The organism is Massilia sp. Dwa41.01b (genome assembly GCF_014171775.1).
Classification (GTDB): domain Bacteria; phylum Pseudomonadota; class Gammaproteobacteria; order Burkholderiales; family Burkholderiaceae_D; genus Telluria.
Genome location: NZ_CP050454.1, coordinates 2,660,093 through 2,684,331, shown reverse-complemented (window position 1 = coordinate 2,684,331; position 24,239 = coordinate 2,660,093). Strand labels below are relative to the sequence as shown.

Sequence of the window (24,239 nt, the reverse complement as noted above, 5' to 3'; positions counted from 1 at the left end):
GGCCAAGAGCGGACTGTGACAACAGACACCTCAACAATTAACTAGGAAGTCAGCATGTCCTTACGCGATGCGCTCCTGCGCGATCTGTCAGCATTGGTCGGCGAAGAATGTTGGGGCGCCGTTTGCGGTGAAGGTTCAGGGTCTGTCCTCGGCCTAAGCATTGGCGTTCGGACGCTCAAACGAAAGCCTACGAACAATCCTTGTTTGAGTGAGCTAGTCCGGCTATATGACGGTGCCTTTTCAATGCTGATCTGGTGCCCATGGCGAATCGACGCTGAATCAGAAGTCATTGCAGGAAGCCATATGTCAAACGCCAATGATGGCCCGATGGTCAACGGCAGCCAAACCGTTTGTGGACAACGGATCACGGCAGTGAACTGTTCCATTCCGGCGTTTGATCTGCGCCTCGACTTCGAAAACAAGCACTCACTCGTCATCCACTGTAGCGCGATTGGAAGGGACTACGAAGATTGCTATTCCTTTGGAACTCCGCTTGGCCACTATGGCGTTGACCTTGACGGAGAACTAAGCTTCGAAGCTAGAAGGTGACCGTCCGCTTCGGGTCGACTGCGGACGTTCATCAGATAGTCCTCGGGGTCTCAACGAAGGTCTCCGGTTGCACTGCCAGGGATACGCCCGGAGGTTTGGTCAGGCGCTCTCAGTCGCCCGGATAGCGCAGCCCGATGCGCGCGCGGATCGTGTCGAGCCCGCGCATGGTAGCCAGGGTATCGGCGTGGGTCATGACAGGATGTTCGAGCAGACCCGCACGCAGCGCTTCGCCCGCCGCCAGCGCCTCGTGCACGTAGCCATGGCGATGTGAAGCTGTATGCGGAAGGGGCGGGATCGGCGCCGTTCAAGGGCACGACGACCGCCTGCGCCATGTGGAACATCGATTCCAGGCGCACGCTCCCCAGCGAGCCGGACACCGTCAGCTCGGACGGGCTGCGCGCGCAGCGAACAGCTGCAGCTCGAGAGCGCGCCGCCCGGGTGGCGCAGGCTGAATACCGTGGTGAGGTCGACGCCGGTCGGACCGAATGTCGCCTGCGCCGTGATATCCGCGGGCTGGACCAGGATGGCGCTGGCGATCGACAGCGGATAGATGCCGAGGTCGAGCAAGGCGCCGCCGCCCAGTGCGCGCTTGTTGACGCGGTGCTCGGGGTCGAGCGGGGCAGAGAAGCCGAAGTCCGCTTGCAGCAGGGTCGGCGTGCCGATTTCGCCAGCGTCGACGACGCGTTTGAGCGCCTCCAAGGCCGGCATGAACCGCGTCCACATTGCTTCCATTAGAAAGAGCTTCTTGTCCCGCGCCTTGGCAACCACCGCCTCGGCCTCGCGCAGGCTCATCGCGAACGGTTTTTCGACCAGCACCGGCTTGCCTGCGTCCAGGGCCATCAAGGCATTCACGGCGTGCAGCGGATGCGGGGTCGCGATGTAGACGATGTCCACATCAGGTGTGGCGACCAGCTCCTCATACGAGCCGCAGGCACGCGCGCCAGCCGGGGCGCCCAGTTCGGCGACGAATGCCGTGCTCGAGGCGAGTGTGCGCGAACCCACCGCCGCCAGGCACGCACCCGGCGTATCGCGCAGGGCCAGCGCGAAGGCGCGGGCGATGCCGCCCGTGCCGAGGATGCCCCAATGTACCAGTGTGTCCATGTGCATCTCCTCAGGCGCCGCGCTTGAACCAGGCACGCAGGGCGCACACGACCAGTGCATGGTCCTGCGGCCCCGGCAGACCGGAGACCGTGATCGTGCCGATCTGCCCGCTGCCCTCCACGACGATCGGGAACGCCCCGCCGTGGGCGGCATAGTCGCGCGCATCGAACCCCGGCATCGCATCGATGTCGCCGCCGCGCGCCAGCACCTCCGTATGCACGTAATACGAACTGTGTCCGAGCCGGTTCGCCAGGTTGGCCTTGCGGCGGATCCACTCGGCGTGGTCGGGCGGCGCGCCGTCCGTCGCGTGCGCGAACAGCAGCGCGCCGTTGCGGCGGATTTCGATCGTGACCGGTTTGCCCGCCTCTCGCGCCAGGGCCACCAGGCGCATGCCGATGTCGAGCGCGTCGGCATTGCTGAAGCGTTCGAAGCGCAGCTGTTCTTCTTCGCGCAGCAGGTCGTCGAGGTTCGCGAGGGGTGGCTTCATCGTGGTTTCCTTCGGCGTCAGGGCCCGCAGGGCCGCCGTCACGTAGACGAGCGGCGCGTTCCAGTTGATGGCGACCTCGTTGCTGGCATAGCTGCAGGCGTGGTCGAGATAGGACAGTGCCGGCAGGCGCGATGGATAGGGCGGGCACTCCGCCTTGTCCTGCTGGAGGGGATTGGGTCCGCCGGTGACGAAGCCGGGCACGGGCGCCGCCAGCTTGTAGCCGATCGAGGGCCGGTGATGCGGATGCAGCGAGGGGCGCGCACCGAAGCCGGTGACGAAGGAACGGGCCGTCGGATTGCGTCCCAGGACCCAGTCGAGGCCGGACTGGGCCGCCGCCAAGTATTCCGGCTTCGGATTCAGGCGGTAGCCCTGCAACAGCAGCATCGCTCCGTTAAGCATCACGGCATTGCTGCCCCAGACAAAGTCCGGTCCTTCCATCCAGACCCGGTAGCCGGCAGCCTTGGACTGCCGTGCCAGGCGCGCCGCCAGCGCATCGACGCCGCGGGCGACCAGGGCGCGGTCCTCCGCACGGCCCAGGCGCGCGCGGTGGTGGGCGAGCGACATCCACGCTAGCGCGCGCACGTCGTCCCAGGCCGGCACGGTGGTGGGAGGGAGGTCCAGCTGCATCGCCGCGCCATAGCTGTCCTTCCCGGTCGTGATGTAGAGCTCGGCCGCCGCCCATGCGCGTTCATCGGCCAGCTGCGTGTCGCCGTACTCGCCGGTCAGCACGTCGGGAGGATTCTTGAAATGGACGGCGGGATGCGCCTGCGCCCAGCGCCATGCCGCTTCGGCAGCGGCCAGCATGCGCTGCGACAGCCCCGGCCAGCGCCCCTCGTAAGCGGCCACGACACGGCTGGCCACCGCCATCGTCGCGGCAAAGTCGAGCGCCGCCGCCGTGCTCTTGGCCACCACATGGCGCGGTTCGCGCATCGCTTCGTGCGGCAGCACCATGGCGTCGAAGCGCAGGTTGGTGAGCTTGTGGTAGACGCCGCCATCCTGCGGATCCTGCATCGCCAGCATCCAGTCGAGGTTCCACATGGCCTCATCCAGCAGGTCGGGCACGGCGTCGCCGGATTCAGGGATGTTGACGTCCTCGCCGCGGTAGGCGTCCGGGAAATGCTCGAGCAAGGCCAGCAGCGTCCAGGTCGAGATGGCGGCGCTCGGGACGTACTTGTTGTAGTCGCCTGCATCGTACCAGCCGCGCGGCGCGGCAATGACGGTGCCGGCCGGGCGGCCTGGCGAGGCCGCCGAGGCGTGCACCAGCACGGTGTCGTCAGGGTGCCCGGCCGCGCGCGTATGCCCCGGCATGCCGGACGTCCAGCGCGATGCCGCTGCGGTTGAAGTAGAAGGCTTTCAGGGCCGCCGCGCCAAGCGAACGATAGGCATCGGGGGCGACGACGAACCGGTCCGACAGCGGCAGCCCGGGCACGCGCAGCCGGTAACTGCCCGACGCCGCGAGCCCGCTGAAGTCGGCCACGCGTACCCGCTCGGCGGAGGGCGCCCACGACACCGGCGCGGACAAGGCGGCCGCAAACACGCGCTTGCCGTCTTCGCCGACGACCTCGAACCGGTCGCCCGCGCCGGCCGGCAGCACCGCCAGCTTCTGCGCGCCAGGCAGGAAGCCCAGCCCGTTCACCTTGATCGGCGCGACCGTCGGCGCGGCGGCAGCTGGTCCGGCCACCAGCGACAGCAGGCAGAGGAAGCGCCTCATGCCGCCACCGCTTTGCCGTCGGCGTCGATCGCGACCGCGCCCGGATCGGCCTGATGGAAAGGCGCACACCAGGTGGCGATAAACGAGGGAATGGTCGCCACCATGACGAAAGCGAAGTAGCTGACATAGCCCAGCATCTCCTGCAGGTGGCCGCTGACGACGCCCGTGACCATGCCGCACAGGCCCATCACCCCGGTACCGAAGGCATAGTGCGTGGTCGTGTATTTGCCCGGCGCGAGCTGCTGCATCAGGTAGATCATGAAGCCGACCGCACCGAAGCCGAAGAAGAACTTCTCGATGACGACGCCGGCCGCGATGACGAACAGGCTCGATGGCAGGTAAATGCTCATCAGGAGGAAAGTCACGTTCGGAATGTTCACTGCGCAGCAGAGCACGAAGAGCGTGGCTTTCAGGCCGCGCCGGGCCACGTACCAGCCACCCAGCAGCGAGCCGACCAGCACGGCGGCCAGCCCGTAGGTGCCATAGACGAGGCCAAGCAACTCGTTCGACATGCCGAGTCCGCCTTTCGAAGCCGGGTCGACCATGAAGAAGGGCCCGATCTTTTCCAGCAGCCCGATACTGAGGCGGAACAGGAAGGCGAAGGCCAGCATGCGCCAGATCCCGCGCTTCCTGAACAGCGTGACGAAAGCGTCGAGCAGGATGCGCCCGGCGTCGCGCACGGAAGATGGCGTGTCGGCAGCACGCGCGCCATCGGGCATGGTGCGCGCATGCCAGGCCGCCATCAGCAGCGTGACGCCCGCCACCAGCAGGAAGATCACGCGCCAGGCATCGATCCAGTCCGGTCCGAACACCCTGGCGTCGTGGCCGTAGACATGGCTGTGCAGGTAGCCGCTCAGGTAGACCATGCCGCCGGAAGCGACGATCGGACCGATGTTCCAGGACAGGCTCTGGATGCCGCAGTACAGCGACTGGGCGCGGGCATCGAGCGAGGTGACATACACGCCGTCGCTGGCGACGTCCTGGGTGGCGCCGACGAAGGACAGCGCGAAGAAGGCCGCCATCAGCACAGTCATGTATCCCGGCAGGCTGAAGGCCAGGGCGACGCCGGCGAAACCGGCCCCGATCAGCACCTGGGCCCACAGCACGAAAAACTTCTTGGTGCGGTACATCTCCACGAAAGGCGCGAACAGCGGCTTGATCGTGTAGGCCAGGATCAGCAGGCTCGAATACCCTGCTGCGCGGCCGTTGTCCATGCCCAGGTTCTTGAACATGATGGCGGTCACGCTGGTGAGCATCACATAGCCGAGCGCCATCGTGAAGTAGCCGCTCGGTACCCACAGCAAGGGCGAGCGCATGGGCTTAGCCTGCATGTGCGATCTCCCGCGTGGCGCTGGTTTCCAGTGTGGCCGCCAGCAGGGCGGCCGCGCCAGTCAGTGCAGGGTAGGGCGCCGTCACCACCCAGGTAGGGATGGCGGCGGTGAAGCCGGTGAAACGCCCCTTGTGCTCGAAGCGCGCGCGAAAAGGGGAACGCGCGAACCAGGTACCCAGGCGCGGCACCACGCCGCCGCCGATATAGATGCCGCCGCGTGCCCCCAGTGGTCACCGCCAGGTTGGCCGCCACCGTGCCGAGCATGCCGGCAAAGCATTCGAGGGTCTCGAGGCAGAGCGGGTCGCGCCCGTCGAGTGCATGGGCGACGATCGTCGGCGTGTCGAGCGGGAGTGCGGGCTTGCCGGGGCGGCCGGCCGCCGCGCGGCTCTCGTGGATCAGGGCAATGCCCGGCCCCGACACGAGGCGCTCGGCCGACACGTGCTCGTAACGCTCCCAGCAATGGCGCAGCACCGCCACTTCGCGCTCGTCGGCCGGCGCGAAGGAGACGTGCCCGCCCTCGCTGTGCAGCGGCGTCCACGAGCCGTCCGTCGCCGGGACCAGGCCCGAGACACCGAGCCCTGTGCCGGCGCCGACCAGCCCGATTGCGCAGCCGGGACGGGCCACGCCGCCGCCCACCGGGCCAGCTCGGCGCCGGACAGGCGCGGCAGGCTCATCGCCAGGGCCGTGAAGTCGTTCACCACCAGCAGCGTGTCCAGGCCCAGTTCGCGCGCCGCGAGCCGGGTGGAAAACGCCCAGTCGTGATTGGTCATGCGGACCGCGTCGCCATCGACCGGGTTGGCAATGGCCACCACCGCGTGGCGCACGCGCTGCAAGCCGGCGCCGGCGCCGGCCAGGTAGGCCGCGGCGGCGTCTTCGAAGCGCGGATAATTGGCGCAGGCCAGCGTGCGCGCCAGCGACAGCTTGCCCGGCGCGCGCTCCAGCGCGAACCGGGCGTTGGTGCCGCCGATGTCGGCCACCAGGCGCGGTCCGTCCGTGTAGATAGAGTCCATCAGCGTATCCATGCTTCCTCCATGTCTAGGCGCGGCTGCGCGCGGCCAGGAAATCGCGGTACCAGTGGGCACTCGCCTTCAGCGTGCGCTGCTGGGTGGCATAGTCGACGTGGACGATGCCGAAACGCTTGCTGTAACCGGAATTCCATTCGAAATTGTCGAGCAGGCTCCAGAGGAAGTAGCCACGCACGTCGACGCCGGCATCGATGGCTGCGCGCAGCGCGTCCAGGTGTGCTTCCAGGAAGGCGATGCGCGCCGCGTCATCGACGCTGCCGCCGACCACGCTATCGGCGCTGGCCATGCCGTTCTCGGTGATGTACATGGGCGGCAGGTCGTATTCGCCCCGCAGCTTGAGCAGCAGCTCGGTCAGGCCCTGCGGGTAGACTTCCCAACCCATGTCGGTGGTGCCGTGCGGCGCCGGCGGGGGCAGCCCCTCGGCGCTGCACCAGCTGCGGAAGTAGTAGTTACAGCCCAGGAAATCGAGCGGCTGGGCAATGGTCTCGAAGTCGCCCGCGTGCACGACGGGGGCGTTGGCGCCGTGGCCGCGCAGGGCCAGTTCCGGATAGCGGCCCTTGAAGATCGGATCCATGAACCACTGCACCGAGCGGGCATACTCCCATTCGGCCAGCGCGCGGTCGGCTGCGGAATCGGTGGCCGGGTCGGCGGTCCACTGGTTCAGCACGATGCCCAGCTTCGCCTTGCCGCCGGCGGCCCGCATCGCCTGCATCGCCAGGCCGTGCGAGAGCAGCAGGTGGTGCGACACCTGCACGCTCTGCTTGAGGTCCGCCACGCCCGGCGCGAACTGGGCATTGCCGTAGCCGAGGTTGGCCGTGCACCAGGGTTCGTTGTGGGTCGCGATCGTCGCGATACGGTCGCCGAAGCGGCGCATCACCTCCTGGGCATAGTCGGCAAAACGTGCGCAGGTATCGCGATTGAGCCAGCCGCCTTCATCCTGCAGGCCCTGGGGAAGGTCCCAGTGGTACAGGGTGAGGTGGGCCTGGATCTCGTGGCGCGCCAGTTCGTCGAGCAGGCGGTCGTAGAAACCGAAGCCGGCCGGATTCCACGCGCCTTTGCCGGCCGGCTGCACGCGCGGCCAGGCCATCGAGAAGCGGTAGGCATCCACGCCAAGGCCGGCCAGCAGCCCCACGTCTTCGCGGTAGCGGTGATAGTGGTCGCAGGCGACGCTGCCGTCGCTGCGGTCGAGGATATTCGCGGGGTTGGCGCAGAAGGTGTCCCAGATCGACGGGCCCTTGCCGTCGCTCCTTGCCGCCCCCTCGATCTGGAAGGCGCTCGTGGCCACGCCCCATGTGAAACCCGGCGGAAAAGCGCTGGCCGCGACGGCGCGGCTTGAGGCAGATATGGTATTCATGAATGCTCTGGTTGGTGAAGGCGGGTGCCGGCCCGCGTCCATGGCGCGAGGCATGGACGGGGCAAGCGTGGTGCAGGTGACTGGCCCGCGGCGTCAGAAATCGAAGCCGGTGTTCAGGCCGATCGTGCGCGGCGGCTTGTACTGCGCCAGCCAGGGACCGAAGCCGTTGAAGGCGCTGGTCTTGATCTTCTTGTCGTTGACGTTGCGCACCCAGGCATCGATCCACCATCCCTTGCCGTTCTGGTAGCGCAGGCCGATGTCGCCCGTCGCATAGGCTTCCTGGCGGTCTTCCGGCCCCAGGTTGAACACCGACAGTTCCGCATCGGTCTCGTAGTGCGCCGTGATGCGCGGGACCAGGTTGGCGCCGTCGGCCAGGCGGAAGGTGTGCTGGTACTGGATGGTGGTGGAAAAGCGCGGCGCATGCGGCATCTTGTTGCCGCTGACGTCCAGGCAGGTGGCGATGCGGGTGTCGACCGTGCAGGGCGGCAGTGCGTAGTCGTTCGAGCCGGCGACCAGGCGGCCCAGCTCCGCCTTGAGGAAGGCGAGCGTGATGGAGAGGCGGTCGCTTGGGGACAGGCGCGCCGCGATTTCCGATTCCAGTCCGTAGACCTTGGCGCCTTCGGCATTCTCGATCGCCAGGCCGCGGCTGCCGTCGGAGAAGTTGACGGGCGAGTTGAACTGGAAGTCCTTGAAGTTCGAGTAGAAGAGGGCGTTATTGACCCGCACGGCGCCGCCCATGAAGGTGCTCTTCGAGCCGATCTCGTAGTTGGTCAGGGTCTCGGGCTGGTAGGTCAGGCCGCGGTCCTGGGTGCCGCCCGACTTGTAGCCGGTGGCGACGCTGGCATAGACCATGTTGTTGCGGTCCAGGTCGTAGTTCACGCGCACCAGGCCGGTCACCTTGCTGCCCTTGAACACGCCATCGTTGCCGGGGACGTCTTCCTTGAAACCCTGGCCCGGCAGGCGCGGGTCCATCGACGGGTTGAGCGGCAGCTGCGGCGCCGTCGCATCGTAGGCCCAGGTATAGGCACGCCCGCCGACGTTTTCGCGGCGGTCGTGGGTGTAGCGCAGGCCGCCCGTCAGGTGCAGGGCATCGCTCACGTTCCAGGTGGCCTGGCCGAAGGCAGCGCGTGATGCCACGGTCTCCTTCGGCTGGATGAAGGAACCCTGCCAGACGACGGTGCCGTCCTCGGTGCCGTTCATGATCGGGATGTCGAAGCGGATGTCGTTCTTTTCCGCGGCGTAGTACAGGCCCGCCTGCCAGTCGACGGTGCGCGCGCCCAGCGACTGCAGTTCCAGTTCGTGGCTGTGGCTGCGGTAATGCGAGTCGGTCGTGGTGTGCTCCTGCCAGACCCCGCCCGAGCGGATGGAAGTCGGCAGCACGGAGCCGCCATCCTGGTCGAAGCGCATCGAGCCGCGGTAGGCCGAGACGCCGGCAATATAATGCAGCGCCAGGTCCGGGCTCAGGTCATAGCTCAGGCGGCTGCGGATGTTATGGCTGTCGCGCTTGATCCAGGGCGCGCTATCGGAGAGCATCGACCAGTGGTCCTGGCCGGGACGCGGCTGCTGCATCAGGTTCGCGCTCGGCGTGCCGCGGTCGGCGAAGTTTTCGTAGGCGACGTTCCAGTGCACGCTGGGCGTGATGTTCCACAGAAGGCTGACGCGCGCAGCGGTCTGGTTCTGGGCGTTGTACTTGTCGCCGCCGATGACGTAGTTGTTCCCGTTGATGGGGCGGAAGGCGGCCGGGTCGCCGCCGGCGGCCACGAAAGCGGCGCGCTGGCTCTCGATCGGCACGCCCGGGAAGTTCTGGTAATCGACATAGCCGTCGTGCTGCTCGTGGACGATCGCGAAGCGCAGCGCGGCGGTATCGGACAGCGGCACGTTGACGGCGCCGCGCGCGCCGAAGCGGTGGTAGTCGCCGATGCCGCCCTCGACGTAGCCGCTGCGGCTGTTCAGTTCCGGCTTGACCGTCTGGATGTTGACCGCGCCGACCGTGGAGTTGCGGCCCCAGAGCGTGCCCTGCGGGCCGCGCAGCACCTCGATGCCCGCGACGTCGAACATCAGCGCGGTGGCGCCTTCCGCACGCGGCGAATAGACGTTGTCGACAAAGGAGGCCACTTCCGGATCGGCGTACTGGGTCTTGGCACTGTCGTTGCCGATGCCGCGCAGCGTCATGGTGGTGACGCCATGGTCGCCCTGGGCCGTGGCCTGGAAACCCGGCACCAGCGCGACGACGTCGAGCATGGTCTGGACGTGGTTGTCGGCCAGGTTAGCGGCGGAAAGCGCCGTGATGGCGATCGGCGTTTTCTGCAGCGGGGTGCTGCGCTTGGTCGCGGTAACGCGTACTTCGGGAATGACCTTCGAATCGGAGCTGGCCACCGCTGGCTGGGCGTTGCCTGCCGCCGGGGACTGGGCAGCGGCTTGCGTGTCGGCGTTTTGTGCCTGGGCGCTGCCGATACCGGCCAGCAGAGTGAGGATGGCGAACTGGATCTGGGCGTTGGCGTGCCGCCCGCGTTGCGGTGCAGAGGTTTCCATGCGTGTCTCCGATTGGAATTATTGAATGACTGGTTGACCGGCCACTTTTCTAAGAAATCGGTTTCATTGGCCGTGAAAACGATTTCATGGTACATTTCGTCTCGTTTGGAAGTCAAACAATTTTTACAACGAATTTTCGGCAGGTTATCCCGACCCCGTTATGAAACGCTTTCATGTTGCTTGTGCCGAGATGCGGCCCGGCGTGTCGGCTGCTCCGGTGTCGACCGCAGCCGTCGCCGTGATGGCAAAGTGATAAAACCCTGCGTGCTATACTCGACCTACCCCTGAAGGCGCCGCTTACAGCCCCATGAAAACCGACGACAGCACCACCACCCTGTACGAAGTCGCCAGCATTGCCGGCGTGTCGCCCGCCACCGTATCGCGCTTCCTCAATGGCACGGCCAAGGTCTCGGACGACAAGCGCCGTACCATCGAACGCGTCATCGAGGAACTGAACTACAAGCCGAACCGCCTGGCCCAGAGCCTGAAGATGGGCAGTACCCGCACCATTGGCGTGCTGACGCAGTCGCTCGAGAGTGGCTACTTCAACCAGGCGATGATCGGCATCGAGGATGCCGTCAAGGGCTCCGGCTACGCGCTCCTGATCATGAGCGGCCACTGGCATGCGGACGAGGAGGCCGAGCGGGTCGAATTGCTGATCGGCCGCCGCGTCGATGGCGTGGTCATCCTCACCGGCAAACTCAGCGACGAGCAGATCCGCAGCTATTCGCAGCGCGTGCCGATTGTCGCTTTCGGCCGCAAGCTTGCGGGCGAGCGCCTGATGGGCTTTTCCCTCGATAACTACCGCGGCGCCTGCGACGCCGTCGAACACCTGGTGGAGCAGGGCCACCGCCGCATCGCCTTCATTGCCGGTCCGGAAGACCACGAGGACGCGCGTGCACGCCTGGCCGGCTACCGCGACACGCTGGCGCGCCACAAGATCGATATCGATCCGAACCTGATCGTGCCGGGCGACTTCCACGAGTCCGGCGGGCTGCTGGCCGTGAATGGCCTGCTGGCCTCGCAGCAGCGCTTCACCGCCATCTTCGCCAGCAACGACCTGAGTGCCTATGGCGCGCGCCTGGCCCTGTACCGCCGCAACATCCGCGTGCCGGAAGACATTTCCATCGTCGGCTTCGACGATCTGCACAGCTCGATGTACACGACGCCGCCACTGACGACCGTGCGCCAGCCCCTCTACGACGTAGGAATGGGGATCGGCAGGATGATGCTGGGGATGGTGGGGCAGAAGGGCGGAGAAGTGGAATTGCCGTCGCTGAGCCTGGTGGTGCGGGAGTCGGTGCGCAGGATTGCGTGAGCGGCGGGCAGGGCGGCGCGATTGCATCGATGTCCCGGCTGCGCACGCGCGGACCGGCCTGGTTTGCTAGCGTCCCTGGACGAGGAACCTATGCGCGCAGCAGGGCGTCTGCCGGTGTGCGGCTCCCTGCGGATACCCCATCCCATCGCCGCAGGAGCGGACGGAAGTGCCCGGAAGATCCGGGTACGCGGCATGGAATCGCGGCTGCATTGCGTGCGTCGCGTCGGCACTGCTTGAGGTCCGGACATCCGCTTCGCAAATAGCGCTGACATTCGTGCTCGTTGAACACCGGGCGACCGTTCCAGCCACCGCGCTTGTGAAACCGGTTTCTCCAACTCGACATTAGCAAATATATTGTCGAGTTTTGTAGCGGCGCCCGGAATGGTGCCAGGAAGGCGAGGTTCGCTCGACCTTCCCGCTTGCCTGGGCCGGACGTGAAGCAGCCGCGTTCAGAACTGGGTGTGTGCGTCGATCCGCCATGCAGGCGCTGCCGTCACCCTGATCTGGCGGGTCGATCCAGCCTGCGGCAACTCCTTGGCACCCGCTTTGCCCGGTGTTCGGTCCTCCGGGCCGCGACGACAACGCTTATCGTCCTCTCGGAATGGCTGCAAGTCAGGCTGGCGGAAACGCCTTGCCGCGCATCGGGCGGGGCCCGATGAGTCACTAGCGCTCCGGTTCGGTCGTCGAGGGAGCCGTGCGGTCCAGGCTGGTGGCGGATGTCAGTGCTCCCTGGTGCGCGCAAGCGATCATGTCCTTGCAGCCGGGCCCATGCTACGCGGCGGGCGCATTGTGGTTCCCTTGTCGGGCGGCGCAGCGCCTCGGCGGCCGATCGCTTCGGCCGCGTGCGCCGGCGCGAACGCCGCGAAACCTGGCCACCACGGCGTGCCCACGGGACGGTCGGCACGCAACGCGAGCACGACTTGCGTCGTCGATCGCGTCGCCAGGGACCGTGTCTTGTGATGCACGCCGGGCTGTCGCGGTAACGACCACCTCTGGTGGCGAACGCGAGCATCGACCCGTGTGCAGCCCGTTGCGCTCGCGAGTCCGCGCAGAAGACAGGTGCGACACGCGCTGGTGGATCGTCCCGGGGAGTTCATCCGCAGGCGAACGCCAGGCGAAATCGGGAAGGCGGGGCACGTCCACGGCGGCGGACGGGAACACCCGAGGGATCGGCCGACTGCCAGGTCGAGACCAGGCCTGGAAGCGGCCCGGCGTCCATCCCTGCAAGGCGCCACTCGCGGCAAGCGTCCCGTCTTGGCGAACAGGGCATAACCAGTCCCACGCCCGCATAGCGCATTTAACATAATATAGATTATGCGCTGTTATGGCAGGCTGGAGATACTCCCGGCTTTTCCCTCAACCATCGCCGTCGGCATGGCGTGCATCCGCAAACCTGTCACGATCACGGGCATTGGGCGTCCAGTCCGAGAATCCCGTGCGCCTGACAGTCAGGATCGGATATGCGTGCTCGCCGCCTGATTCCTCGTCCATGTCCGCCGCCTTCGCAATGCCGCCAACGAAGCCCTCGTGCCTGGACGGTTCGTAACAGAACGCCAGGATGCGCTGGCTGCGATGGCTGCGCGCGCCGGGGCCGCCGTGTCCTCCGATCCGCTTGTTCTTCAAGGACAGCAAGGCGTTGCACAGGTCGTCCCAACCCGAACCGGTGGCCTGGGCCGGCGTCCAACCACGCACGAGATCGAACGCCTGCCCAATGCGCGGAAATAACATGGCGCCAGGCTGGGGCCGTGCATGGGCTGCCGCGCGCGTGAAGAATCCGACGAGCATCCTTCCCAGCGTCAGGCCGCAGCGCCGGCCGAACACGGACGGTGCCCCCATCCATGGCGAACGCCAGTCGCGGTCATACGGAGGGACAAACCCGTAGCTGCCGGCGGTCCCGACGATCTGCGCAGGCTGCGAATTCGGTGTGACGACGTACCAGCCCCGGGCACGGGTGTTGGCCTGGTCCAGCGCAGGATAACCTGTCTGGAAGTCGAGGCCCGACAGCAGCAGACTCGACTGATGCGTCGACAGGTACAAATCCGCCGGCGGCCAGGCCGACAGCAGCGCGTATTCCTTGCGCGAGGACGCGTTATTGTGGACGTGCACAGTCGGGAGCTGCGCACTGAAGGCTGTCGTCCGCTTGGCCTGCAGGATCAGGCCGGACGCCGCCACTGCGGTACGGGGCACGGGCGACGATGGCCTTGCGCGGATTTCATCGATGAAAAATACCGCCGCGTCCCCTACTTCCACCTTGTTGTGCCAGACCTTTGGCGTCGATATGGAAGCCAGGTAAGGACGCTTGTCGATCCAGTCAAGCTGGACCGTGACCCTCGTCCCGGGCGTGCGGTGCGCTTGCGAGGCGGCGCGCAGGATGGCTGCCAGTTTGCGCAGGAAAGCACGCTGGGCGAACAGGTTGCCGAGCCGCTCCAGCTCGGTCGTCGCCGCGGGGTTCCGGTGGAGTTCGAAGAGCACCTGGTCGATGTCGTCGGCATGAGAGCGGTTCAGGATGAACATGGGACCCTGTGAAATGGCGGTGACTGTGGACTTGCGCGCGCGGCGCAGGCAAGTCCGACGCATCACAGCAGGCAGCGCTACAGGATATCCTTGATGTTTCGTCAACACAAGCTGACGCCCCCATGCGCACTCGATTGAGCGCGATCAAACCGGGAGCACCGACCGGCGCGAGACTGGCGACGACGCGGCGCCCGCCGCCGCAGCCACTGAGGAGCGGCCATGTTCAAGCACATCCTGCTACCGACGGACGGGTCGGAACTGTCCCAGCGCGCCCTGCTCGCGGGCGTGAGTTTTGCGAAGGAGGTCGGTGCCGAGCTCACCGGCATCACAGTGCTGCCGGCATTTCGCACCTTCACTTTCGACGCCGAATCGATCGAGATGACCGAAACGGATTACCTCGCAAACAGCGAACGGCGCGGTGCCGGCTACCTGGCGGTCCTGGCCGACGCGGCGCGCGCCGTTGATGTGCCGTGCAGCACGCTGCTCGCCCGGTCGGACCGGCCTTACGAGGAAATCCTGCGCGTTGCGCGCGAACGCGCCTGCGACCTGATCATCATGGCCTCGCACGGGCGTCACGGGGTTGGCGCCATGCTGCTCGGCAGCGAGACGCAGAAGGTTCTGGTGCACAGCGCCATTCCGGTGCTGGTGTACCGCTGACAGGCGCTGTACCCTTCCTCTCAACTTCAGGCAGTCCGGCCGTGGCGGCGCGGCGCCGGTTGCGGCTGGGATCGGAGGCGTTTCGGCGAACATGCCTGCCAGGAGACGGGCCGTGCAGACTGACCGAGCCGCATTGCGCCGGTCGACCACCCTCCTCGATTTGCACAGCCCTGCCCGTCTCCCGTCAAGCCTTGCCGCTGCAGAGACGCCAGTGTTACACGTCTGCGAAGGTTGCGTTCCTTGCGTTTCCGCTCCTGGTTCGGGTCGACGAATGGCCGCCCCCGCTTTTGCTGGCCTGCCTTGTGTAGAGTCAGTTTATCCGGTAGTCCGCATCCGTCAGGATATAGGTGTGTATCGGGCGTCTCGTGGGTTAGTTACCATTTTATGTTAAGGTATGCCATCCCCATCCGACACATTTCGCCATGCGCACCCTGACGTCGTGGAATGCCGACCCGATCCGGTCATTCAAGCAGTTCCTTACCTCCGAGGCCTTTGCCGAGACTGGCCGCCGTACGCGCGCCGACGGCACCCTGCGCTTGCTCTCGGCCGCGTCGGCGAAGATCTATGTCTTCATGTTCGGCAGTTTCGCGGACTGGATGGCCGAACAAAGGCTCAGCTTCTCCACCCTCACCCAGGCTGACCTGGAACGCTTCGTGAACCGTACCGTCAAGGGCAAGCGTGTCCTCAACAGCAAGATCGCCTATCGCTACCTTCGCCTGCTGGAACGGTGTTATGAACATCTGGAAGTGACGCCCAACCCGGCACAGCAGGCGATCCTCGCCATCGACCGCGCCCACATGACGAAGGACGAGGCCGGGCGTACCCTGTCCGACGAACAACTGGAGCGCTTTTTCGCCGCCCTGACGGCGCAGGCTCCCCACCCGGGACGCACCAGCGCGTTCGCTGGCTGGAAGCGCCGGCGCGACCGGGCCATGCAGGTCGTCATCGCGCTGGCGGGCTTGCGGGTGTCGGAAGCGGTCGGCCTGCTCGTACCCGAAGTGGGCAGGCAGGCCGCGCTCGACGGGTCGATCATGCTGGCGATCACCCCAGAGGAAAAGCACGATACCAGCCATGAACACGAGGTGAATCTCCCCCGTCGTGGGGCCGAGGAGCTTCGCGCCTGGCTTGCCGAGCGCGAAGCGATGGCGATTCCTGGGCAGTTCGTGTTCCCGGCCAACCTGAGCGGCGGCCGGATGACGCGCAAGACCGTCTACATGCAGATGCGTGCGACCTTCGAACGCGCGGGCATGGACCTGGCGCGCTCCGGGGGCCGGACCTTGCGCAACACCTTCGCGAGGCAGCAGCTCGACAAGGGCACCCAGCCCGAGGAGTTAAAGGACGTGCTCGGCCTGGCTTTGGCCCGCTCCGTCGAGGACTACAAGCTCACCCGCGTCATACCGGATCCCGACAGCGCGGATCCCGAAAGTCCGGGTGCCGATGACGACAATCCGCCGCTCAGATCCAGTAGATGAGCGCCGCCAGGCCGGCGATCAGCGCGACCTTCGTCACCTTATAGGCCGTCTTGTTCCAGGCCTTGTAGCGCCGGCGGTAGCCGCCCATCACGTGTGAGATGCGGAACAGTTTGCTCACCAGGCCAGTCTGGTCGCCGGTTTCGTTGGGCGAGCTCGCCGCCGTCATCATGGTGCGACCCAGCCAGCGGTTGATCGCCCCCATCCAGCGGAAGCGCAGCGGACGTTCGACGTCGCAGAACAGGATGATGCGGTCGGTTTCGCTGCCGTTCACGGCCCAGTGGATGAAGGTTTCATCGAAGATGACGCCCTGGCCATCGCGCCAGCTGTGGCGCTCGCCGTCGACCTCGATGAAGCAGCGGTCGTCGTTCGGCGTGGCCAGGCCCAGGTGGTAGCGCATCGATCCGGCGAAGGGATCGCGGTGCGGGTTGAGCCTGGCGCCCGGGGGCAGCTCGGCGAACATGGCGGCCTTCACCGAGGGAATCGACTGCAGCAGGCGGTAGGTCTGGGGGCAGAGGCGCTCGGCCGAAGGATGGCTGGCGTCATACCATTTCAGGTAAAACCGTTTCCAGCCTGTCTTGAAGAAGGAATTGAAGCCGGCGTCGTCGTTCTTTTCGGCGGCCTTGATCTTCTTCATGGCCAACAATTGCTCGGCCTCGGCGCGGATGATCTGCCAGTTCTGCTGCAGTGGCGCGAGCTCGGCGAAATCCTGTACGGGAATGTAGGGCGTGCTCGGCACCCGCGAAAACAGGTGCATGAAAAAATTGATGGGGGCCATGAACGACGAGTGGTCGAACAACTGGCGGCCGAATGGCAGGCGCACCTTGCCGCGGAAGTGAATGTGGAGAACCGTCAGGAAATAGAAACCCACCACTGTCCACTTCATGTCGCCCTCCCCCGAACGCGCCCGCAGGCCGTCGTCGATTTACATAGGGCGCAAGAATAGCATATCCGCCAGGGACTCGTCGGTGCCCCCGGCGAAAACCCGGCAGGATGTCGCGCGCATGCCGAAGTTCGCCGCCGGCAGCATGGCGCCGGCGCGGTGGTAATGCGGTGTCAGCGCCGCATCAGTGCAATGCCGTCATCGCATAGCCCTTTTCGGCCAGCTGTCCGCTCAGGTTGGCGATGTCGTAGTCGGGGAGCTGGTCGGCATTGTCGTCGATCTCGAAGGCGCGGGCCTCCACTTCCCAGTCGGTATTCGTCGCTTCTTCGGGGATATTGCGGGTTTCCGGAACGACCAAGTAGGAGAACTTGCCGTCGCTTTCGGCTCTGCGGTAAATGTCCAGGCGCATAATCTTTTCCTTACAGTCAAAGCGCGCTTTCGGGTGAAAGCGTTCGACTCCACAGTAGGGGATCATGCGCCCCGCGTCTGTTAATTGCCCCACACTCTGCCGGGCAGAGCTGGCCAGGGCATCGCTAGCGCGGATTCCTTCCCAGTACCCGGGCCGGCAGCATCAGGACGGCGCGCAGCAGCTCGAACACCCCGTCGACGGCGATGCCCAGCAGCCGCAGCGGCAGCAGCAAGAGCCAGACCAGCGGGTACAGCACCAGGGCCAGCAGCGCGATGGGCCAGCACAGGAACAATAGCAGCAGCCAGAGCAGGAAAACCGAACATGATGCGCTCCACGTTGAAGATGAAGCGCCAGTCTAGGGCGTCTCCCTGCCCCGTTTCCAGCCGGATGCGACGAATGGCATCCTGGCGGGGCCAGGATGCGCAATGTGCCGATGAGGGATTGCGCCTCGCCCTTCAGGCGAAGGCGAGCGTGCGCGCCGGCGCGGTGGCCACGGCCTCGGCCGCGAAATCGTCCTCGCAGGCAAGCGTCGCGCGCAGCGAGGCCTGCAGGCTGGGGATCGAGGCTCCGGCACGGTACTGGAACGCCACCTCGACGACGTCGCCGGCCACCACCTCGAGCTCGCGCACCAAAGGCAGGCTCATGTAATGGTTCAGCCAGTCGATCGTGCCGCCCTGCTCCTGCACGATGGACAGTACGTTCTTGGTAACGAAGCGCAGCGCATTGAGCACGCCGTCCTGCTCGACCGTGAAGCTGCCGCGCCAGGCGATCAGGCTGTCGACCGGCCCGGCGAAGTCGAGCACGCTGTAGACGGCCGGCTGGGCCAGCCCGACCGTGCCCGGATAGGCGGTCTCGGTGTCGTGGAACTGCACGATCGGCGCGTAGTAACCGTGGAAACTGTAGTCCTGCTGCATGGGCTGCACCGCCATCACCACGGCTTCGGGCATGAAGACCGGCAGCGGGCCGCCGAAACGTGCGAGGTAGCGCTGTTTGAAGGCTTCGATCACGGCCACCTGCTTTTCGCGCAGCATGGCGACGTGGATCATTTCGCAGATGACGATGTCGACCGGCTCCGGCGGCAGGTAGTCGAAGGCGTCGGCGTGGATGACCTCGACCTTGTGCCCGTTCGGGTTCTTCGCCAGGAAACGGCGCGCCTCGACGACCAGGTCGGGGTTGAACTCGACGCAATACACCTTGTCGGCCTGCTGGGCCGCGAAGTACGAGAGCACCCCGGTGCCGCCGCCCAGTTCCAGCACTTTCATGCCGGGACGCACGGCGTGGGCGATGGCTGCCTGGAAGGCATCCATGCGCTTCGGGTCCATCAGCATGTTGTGGTGATAGTGGACCGGGATGAATTGCCCGAGGTAGCAGCTTTCGATTTCGCGTTCGTTCAGCATGGGATGTCCTTGGTAGGCGGCCGGTTGGCGATCGACGCCCGGCCGCAAATCGATAGAGTCAGCGATACGGTAAGGAGATTATGCTGTGCGAGTTGCTCAAACGAAATGAAGAGCAAGGCGGGGAACACCTGTCAGTTCGCCCGACGACGCGGCCGCGGGACTGCCCATGCGGCGATCGGAGAATCAGCGCAGGGCGCGGGCGATCGCCTCGGCCACGCGCGACTTGCCGGCCCGTTCCGCGATCTGCACCGCGCTCAAGCCTTCGCTGTTCTTCAGGCCTGCGTTGGCACCCTTTTTCAGCAGCAGCAGCGCCGTGCCGTCCTGGCCTTCGCGCGCGGCCATCATCAACGGCGTGTAGGCACCGCTCTTGAGGGACGAAACGGCGTCGATCTTTGCCCCTCTGGCCAGCAGCAGTTCGACGATCCCGTCGTCGCCGGCGGCAGCGGCATAATGCAGGGCGGTCCAGCCGGCGCCGTTGACCTTCGCCCCCCTGGCCAGCAGCGCATCCACGGCCGCACGCTGGCGCTTGAACGCCGCCATCATCAGGGCGGTATTGCCGTTGGCCGCACGGGTTTCCAGGTCGGTGCCGGGATGGTCGAGAAAGACCTGGAACACCCGCATCGCGTCCTCGCGCAGGGCCAGCACCAGGCCCGGCTCGCCGCCGAGGGGGTTACGCTGGTTGGCGTTGACCACCTTGCCGATCATGGCCTGCACGGTCCTGGCGTCGTCCAGCTGCACTGCGCGGAAGAAGGTGGTGAGTTGTTCGGCGGTCGGCGCAGCGGGCGCCGCCTGCAGCAGCCCGGCGCGGGCGCCGAGGACCAGCAGGGAGCCTTGCAGGAGACGAAGCAGGACGATGCGGCGGCGTGGATCCATGCTAGGCGCGCGCGTGCTGGAACAGGTTGAAGAAGTTTTCCGTCGTACGGTCGGCCACTTCGCGCAGCGGCAGGTCCTTCAGGGTCGCGATGAACTCGGCCACGTGGGCCACGTAGCCCGGCTCGTTCATCTTGCCGCGGTAAGGCACCGGCGCCAGGTAGGGCGAATCGGTCTCGATCAGGATGCGCTCGAGCGGCACGGCGCGCGCCACCGCCTGCAGCTCCTTTGCGCTCTTGAAGGTGACGATGCCGGAAAACGAGATATAGAAGCCCATTTCGATGGCGGCCTCGGCCACCGCCAGCGACTCGGTGAAGCAGTGCATGACGCCGGCGACGCCGCCGTCGCCCGTTCCCGCGCCCTCTTCGCGCATGATGCGGATGGTGTCTTCGCTGGCGGCGCGGGTGTGGATGATCAGGGGCTTGCGGCTCTCGCGCGAGGCGCGGATGTGCGTGCGGAAGCGCTCGCGCTGCCATTCCAGGTCGCCCTGCAGCCGGTAGTAGTCCAGCCCGGTCTCGCCGATGGCGACGATCTTCGGGTGCCGGGCCAGGTCGACCAGCTGCTGGACCGTCGGCTCGGGTGTGTCCTCGTAGTCCGGGTGGACCCCGACCGAGGCGTAAATGTGCGGATACTGCTCGGCCAGCGCGAGCACCGAAGGAAAGTCCGGCAGGTCGACCGAGACGCAGAGCGCGTGGGTGACGCGGTTCTCGGCCATTTTGGCGAGCACCTCGGGCATGCGTGCGGCCAGCTCGGGGAAGTTGATGTGGCAATGGGAATCGATGTACATGCCGATATTGTACGGGCATGCGCCTCGATGCGTCACGTAGGGTGTGCGGCTGGACCCTACGGGATGAGCAGACGCTGCGGGTACGCCGCCCACGCGTTCAATCCGTGCGGGCACACATGCGAGGTATCACGGAGGCAATTGTGAACGCAGCGGACGCTCGACTGTTCACAGCCACGTCAATCGACGACGCGCTTGCCCAGGATAATCAGATCGCGCTCGACCCCGTCCAGGTTCGCCACGCGCGGGAAATGCGCCCAGGTATCGAAGCCGAACTTGCGGAACAGTGCCAGGCTTGCCCCATTGTGGCCAAAGATGAAGCCGAGCAGGGTGTGGACACGGATTTCCGGCGCAAACGCGATCGCCTGCTCCAGGCAATACTTCCCGATCCCGCGGCCGCGCCAGTTCTCCGCAATATAGATCGACAGCTCGGCCGTGCCAGAATAGGCCGGGCGGCCATAGAAATTCGAGTACGACATCCAGCCAATGACTGCCGGATTGTCCGAGCGATCCTCGGCATCATGAATGACCCACAGCGGACGGCGCTCGGGCGTGTGCTCGTCGAACCAGGCTTCGCGCGAGGCGACCGAGACCGGCTCGGTGTCGGCGGTGACTTCGCGCGAGGCGACGGTCGAATTGTAGATGTCGACGATGACGGGCAAGTCGACGCGGCGGGCAAGACGGTGGACGTAGGACGGCATGGAACGCAAGCGGGAGATAGGCGGATTACAGGGTATGGGTGGCACGCGAGGAACGCAGCGCCGCACCCAGGATTTCCTCGATGCGGGCGCGCGCGCGCTGGCCGGTTTCGTCGGACGGGAAATGCACGCCGATGCCCTGCGCCTTGCTGTTGTTGGCGCCCGCCGGGGTGATCCAGGCCACCTTGCCGGCGATCGGATACTTGTTCGGGTCGTCCATCAGCGACAGGATCAGGTAGATATCGTCGCCGATCTTGTACTGCCTGGTGCTCGGCACGAACATGCCGCCGTTCTTCAGGAAGGGCATGTAGGCCGCGTACAGAGCGGCCTTTTCCTTGATGGCGAGCGACAGGACCGACGGCCTGGGAACGAGCACGGAGTTGGGGTCGGGAATATTGCCGGACATCGTAATCCTTTCAAGCGGGGCTGCAACAAGCCGTATAGTCGAGCAGCATGTCCTCGATGAACAGCTTGCTTGACAGCGGATGGTCCGCGACAGCGCGCCGTTCGTTGGTCGACTTGATTGCACGTAACAGATTCGCAGTGTGCACCTTGGCGGCCAAGGCTGCAAGTTCCTTCTGGTAACGTGGATAGTAGCGCAGGCTGCCGGCCAGCTTCATCGCCAGCAGGTCGTAGAGCCAGCGCTGCTGCCAGGCCACCAGCGGCGCCAGCGCACCCTTGGCCAGTTTTTCGGCCTGGCGCAGGGCGCCCTCGACGCTGGGCCGTGCCAGGAATTGCAGCAGCGTGTCGAGTTCCTCGCGGCTGCCGCCTTGCGACTGGGCCAGCGCGGCGAGCGGTGCGCCGCCCTCCTCGCGCAGCCAGCTGTCCGCATCCTGCACGCCCTGCCCGGCAAGCCAGGCGAGCGCCGCGGCATGGTCGGGCATGGGTAGCGCGAACTTGCGGCAGCGCGACAGGATCGTCGGCAGCAGCCGGTCCAGGCCGTTCGAGGCCAGCAGGAACACGGTGCCCGGCGGCGGCTCTTCCAGGGTTTTCAGCAGGGCGTTCGAGGCCGGCATGTTCAGCGCCTCGGCCGGGTACAGCACCACCACGCGCAGGCCCTGGCGGTGGGTCGAGATGTTCATGAAGTCGGCCAGCGACCGGATCTGCTCGATCTTGATCTCTTTCGAAGGCGTCTTGCTGGCCTTGGCCTTCTTCTCGCCCTCGCCCTCTTCATCTGGCGCCTCGTCTTCGAGCGCTTCCGGCCGCACGCGGCGGTAATCCGGATGATTGTGCTGGAGGAACCAGCCGCAGGAGGCGCAGCTGCTGCAGGCGCGGCCGTCGGGCTGGACGCGCTCGCACAGCAGCGCCTGGGCAAAGGATTCGATGAAATCGGCCTTGCCGATGCCGGCCGGGCCATGGAACAGGATCGCATGGGGCAGGCGCGCGCGCATCTGCTGCAATTGCTCCCATGCCGATTGTTGCCAGGGGTAAATCGTCACAACAGGGTCTCCAGGGCGGCGGCGATCGTATGCCGGGTTTCCTCGATCGAGCGCGTCGAGTCGATGACGGCGAAGCGGCCGGGATGCTGGGCGGCGCGGCGCAGGTATTCGGCGCGGCAGCGTTCGAAAAAGCTTTCCTGTTCGCGTTCGAACTTGTCGAGCGTGCGCGTCGCGTCCAGGCGCTCGCGCGCCACTTCCAGGGGCACGTCGAAGAGCAGGGTCAGGTCCGGCTGCAGCGCCGGGTGCACCCAGGCTTCCAGGGCTTCCATCTTGACCCGGTCCATGCCGCGTCCGCCGCTCTGGTAGGCGAAGCTGGCGTCGCTGAAACGGTCGGACAGCACCCAGTTGCCCGCGGCCAGGCCGGGTTCGATGACCTGGGCGATGTGCTCGCGCCGGCTGGCGAACATCAGCAGCGCTTCCGTTTCCAGGTGCATCTTTTCGTGCAGCAGCAGGTCGCGCAGCTTTTCGCCCAGCGGCGTGCCGCCCGGCTCGCGCGAGGAAACGATGGTCTTGCCCTTCGAGGACAGAAACTCGCCGACGAAACCGATATGGGTCGACTTGCCGGCCCCGTCGATGCCCTCGAAGGTGATGAATTTACCGCGCTCGGTCATGGTTTGCTGGCATTACCGGCCATGCCGCGCTGGAACTGGTTCACGGCGCGGTTGTGGTCGTTCAGGTTATCCGAAAACTGGCTGGTGCCGTCGTTGCGCGAGACGAAATACAGGGCCTCGGTCTTTGCCGGCGCCAGGGCCGCGCTCAGCGACTGCAGGCCCGGCAGCGAAATCGGCGTCGGCGGCAGGCCGTAGCGGGTGTAGGTATTGTACGGGGTGTCGGTGAGCAAATCCTTCTTGGCGATCTTGCCCTCGTAGCGCGCACCCATGCCATAGATCACGCTTGGGTCGGTCTGCAGCATCATGCCGGTGCGCAGGCGGTTCACGAACACGCCGGCGATCATTCCCCGTTCGCTCTTCTGGCCGGTTTCCTTTTCGACGATCGAGGCCATGATCAGGGCTTCGTAGGGGGTCTTGTAAGGCAGGTCGGCCGCGCGCTTTTCCCAGGCCGCGTTCAGGCGCGCCAGCATCATCTGGTGCGCCTGTTTATAAATCTGCAGGTCGCTGGCGCCCTTGGCGAACAGATAGGTATCCGGGAAGAACAGTCCTTCCGGCTGCTTGAAGTCAGGCGACACCTTCGCCATCAGCTCGGCATCGGACAGCTTGTCGGTGTCGTGGCGCAGGGTCTTGGCCCCGGCGATGGCTTCGCGCATCTGGCGGAAGGTCCAGCCTTCGATGATGGTGAGCGCTTCCTGGGCGAATTCCCCGCGCACCAGTTGCCGCAGCAGGCCGCGCGGCGAGGTGTTGGGTTTCAACTCGTAGCTGCCGGCCTTGATGCGTGCGCTGTCGCCGGTCAGGCGCGCCAGCACCTGGAACAGGAAGGGATTGATGGGTACGCCTGCCTTGGCCATCTGCTGGGCCGCGGCATTCACGCCGCTGCCTGGGGCGATGGTGAAGTCGATGGGCGGCTCGGTCGTGGTCAGCGGCAGCCTGGACCACCAGGAAAAGCCGCCGACGGCCGCGATTGACACGATCACGCCGACAACGATGGTTTTTTTAATCAGTGCCATTCTCTTTTTTCTGGTTATGGACGCGGTGGCGACCCTGATCGCCCCGAGGGCGCGCGCGGGTTTTCGCCGCGTCCGCGCCGTCTCCGGCGCG

At 65.9% G+C, this 24,239-nt stretch carries 22 protein-coding genes and 1 pseudogene; 4 read left to right on the top strand and 19 right to left on the bottom strand.

What is annotated here, in order from left to right:
• The first annotated feature begins 54 nt into the window (after window positions 1-54).
• The gene (locus G4G28_RS12250) at window positions 55-549 is read left to right on the top strand and encodes a hypothetical protein (RefSeq protein WP_182988470.1); all 495 of its coding nucleotides are present in this window, start codon (window positions 55-57) and stop codon (window positions 547-549) included.
• A gap of 189 nt (window positions 550-738) precedes the next feature.
• Here G4G28_RS12250 and G4G28_RS12245 read toward each other — a convergent pair whose 3' ends face one another.
• The 7 genes and pseudogenes from G4G28_RS12245 to G4G28_RS12220 form a co-directional block, all read right to left on the bottom strand.
• Window positions 739-1,650 (bottom strand): Gfo/Idh/MocA family oxidoreductase, encoded by a 912-nt coding sequence (locus G4G28_RS12245; protein ID WP_308600478.1) that lies wholly within the window; start codon window positions 1,648-1,650, stop codon window positions 739-741.
• 10 nt (window positions 1,651-1,660) lie between these two features.
• Entirely contained in the window at window positions 1,661-3,445 is a 1,785-nt protein-coding gene (locus G4G28_RS12240) for a heme-degrading domain-containing protein (protein ID WP_229507596.1), read from the bottom strand.
• On the bottom strand, window positions 3,411-3,848 hold the full coding sequence (locus G4G28_RS26065) for a cellulase N-terminal Ig-like domain-containing protein (RefSeq protein ID WP_229507595.1): 438 nt from the start codon (window positions 3,846-3,848) through the stop codon (window positions 3,411-3,413). The genes G4G28_RS12240 and G4G28_RS26065 overlap by 35 nt, the downstream gene beginning before the upstream one ends.
• Window positions 3,845-5,179 (bottom strand): MFS transporter, encoded by a 1,335-nt coding sequence (locus G4G28_RS12235; RefSeq protein WP_182988469.1) that lies wholly within the window; start codon window positions 5,177-5,179, stop codon window positions 3,845-3,847. The genes G4G28_RS26065 and G4G28_RS12235 overlap by 4 nt, the downstream gene beginning before the upstream one ends.
• Window positions 5,169-6,188, bottom strand: a pseudogene (locus G4G28_RS12230) (glucokinase). The gene G4G28_RS12235 and the pseudogene G4G28_RS12230 overlap by 11 nt, the downstream one beginning before the upstream one ends.
• 25 nt (window positions 6,189-6,213) lie before the next feature.
• Window positions 6,214-7,557, bottom strand: a complete 1,344-nt coding sequence (locus G4G28_RS12225) for a GH1 family beta-glucosidase (protein WP_182988468.1) — start codon at window positions 7,555-7,557, stop codon at window positions 6,214-6,216.
• Between the two features lie 93 nt (window positions 7,558-7,650).
• Window positions 7,651-10,089 (bottom strand): TonB-dependent receptor, encoded by a 2,439-nt coding sequence (locus tag G4G28_RS12220; RefSeq protein WP_182988467.1) that lies wholly within the window; start codon window positions 10,087-10,089, stop codon window positions 7,651-7,653.
• A gap of 307 nt (window positions 10,090-10,396) precedes the next feature.
• Between G4G28_RS12220 and G4G28_RS12215 the strand changes: the two genes are divergently transcribed.
• Window positions 10,397-11,407, top strand: a complete 1,011-nt coding sequence (locus G4G28_RS12215; RefSeq protein WP_182988466.1) for a LacI family DNA-binding transcriptional regulator — start codon at window positions 10,397-10,399, stop codon at window positions 11,405-11,407.
• Between the two features lie 1,356 nt (window positions 11,408-12,763).
• On the opposite strand, the gene G4G28_RS12210 is transcribed toward G4G28_RS12215, so the two are convergent.
• Window positions 12,764-13,921 (bottom strand): hypothetical protein, encoded by a 1,158-nt coding sequence (locus G4G28_RS12210; protein WP_182988465.1) that lies wholly within the window; start codon window positions 13,919-13,921, stop codon window positions 12,764-12,766.
• Window positions 13,922-14,140: 219 nt separating this feature from the next.
• Here G4G28_RS12210 and G4G28_RS12205 point away from each other — a divergent pair, with 219 nt between their 5' ends.
• Complete coding sequence (locus G4G28_RS12205) at window positions 14,141-14,578, top strand: universal stress protein (protein ID WP_182988464.1); 438 nt, start codon at window positions 14,141-14,143, stop codon at window positions 14,576-14,578.
• A 422-nt stretch (window positions 14,579-15,000) separates the two neighbouring features.
• A complete protein-coding gene (locus tag G4G28_RS12200) occupies window positions 15,001-16,050 on the top strand; it encodes a site-specific integrase (protein ID WP_183108418.1) in 1,050 nt (349 codons plus the stop codon).
• Here the strand turns inward: G4G28_RS12200 and lpxO are convergent.
• The 11 genes from lpxO to mltG form a co-directional block, all read right to left on the bottom strand.
• Window positions 16,034-16,933 carry a lipid A hydroxylase LpxO gene (gene lpxO / locus G4G28_RS12195; protein WP_182988462.1) on the bottom strand — a complete coding sequence of 300 codons (900 nt, stop codon included), beginning with the start codon at window positions 16,931-16,933 and terminating at the stop codon, window positions 16,034-16,036. The two genes, G4G28_RS12200 and lpxO, sit on opposite strands and share 17 nt — an antisense overlap.
• Before the next feature lie 181 nt (window positions 16,934-17,114).
• Complete coding sequence (locus G4G28_RS12190) at window positions 17,115-17,339, bottom strand: DUF6139 family protein (RefSeq protein WP_182988461.1); 225 nt, start codon at window positions 17,337-17,339, stop codon at window positions 17,115-17,117.
• A gap of 124 nt (window positions 17,340-17,463) precedes the next feature.
• Entirely contained in the window at window positions 17,464-17,631 is a 168-nt protein-coding gene (locus G4G28_RS12185) for a hypothetical protein (RefSeq protein WP_229425034.1), read from the bottom strand.
• A 163-nt stretch (window positions 17,632-17,794) separates the two neighbouring features.
• Window positions 17,795-18,736, bottom strand: a complete 942-nt coding sequence (locus tag G4G28_RS12180; RefSeq protein ID WP_182988460.1) for a methyltransferase domain-containing protein — start codon at window positions 18,734-18,736, stop codon at window positions 17,795-17,797.
• Between the two features lie 183 nt (window positions 18,737-18,919).
• Window positions 18,920-19,609: an ankyrin repeat domain-containing protein gene (locus G4G28_RS12175; protein WP_182988459.1), complete on the bottom strand. Its 690-nt coding sequence runs from the start codon at window positions 19,607-19,609 to the stop codon at window positions 18,920-18,922.
• A gap of 1 nt (window position 19,610) precedes the next feature.
• The gene (locus tag G4G28_RS12170) at window positions 19,611-20,393 is read right to left on the bottom strand and encodes a TatD family hydrolase (RefSeq protein WP_182988458.1); all 783 of its coding nucleotides are present in this window, start codon (window positions 20,391-20,393) and stop codon (window positions 19,611-19,613) included.
• 176 nt (window positions 20,394-20,569) lie between these two features.
• Window positions 20,570-21,091 carry a GNAT family N-acetyltransferase gene (locus G4G28_RS12165; RefSeq protein ID WP_182988457.1) on the bottom strand — a complete coding sequence of 174 codons (522 nt, stop codon included), beginning with the start codon at window positions 21,089-21,091 and terminating at the stop codon, window positions 20,570-20,572.
• Window positions 21,092-21,116: 25 nt separating this feature from the next.
• Window positions 21,117-21,494 (bottom strand): PilZ domain-containing protein, encoded by a 378-nt coding sequence (locus G4G28_RS12160; RefSeq protein WP_182988456.1) that lies wholly within the window; start codon window positions 21,492-21,494, stop codon window positions 21,117-21,119.
• A 10-nt stretch (window positions 21,495-21,504) separates the two neighbouring features.
• Window positions 21,505-22,479 (bottom strand): DNA polymerase III subunit delta', encoded by a 975-nt coding sequence (gene holB, locus G4G28_RS12155; protein WP_229508085.1) that lies wholly within the window; start codon window positions 22,477-22,479, stop codon window positions 21,505-21,507.
• A 44-nt stretch (window positions 22,480-22,523) separates the two neighbouring features.
• Window positions 22,524-23,138 (bottom strand): dTMP kinase, encoded by a 615-nt coding sequence (gene tmk / locus G4G28_RS12150; protein WP_182988454.1) that lies wholly within the window; start codon window positions 23,136-23,138, stop codon window positions 22,524-22,526.
• Window positions 23,135-24,148 carry an endolytic transglycosylase MltG gene (gene mltG / locus G4G28_RS12145; protein ID WP_182988453.1) on the bottom strand — a complete coding sequence of 338 codons (1,014 nt, stop codon included), beginning with the start codon at window positions 24,146-24,148 and terminating at the stop codon, window positions 23,135-23,137. The genes tmk and mltG overlap by 4 nt, the downstream gene beginning before the upstream one ends.
• Between the last annotated feature and the right edge of the window lie 91 nt (window positions 24,149-24,239).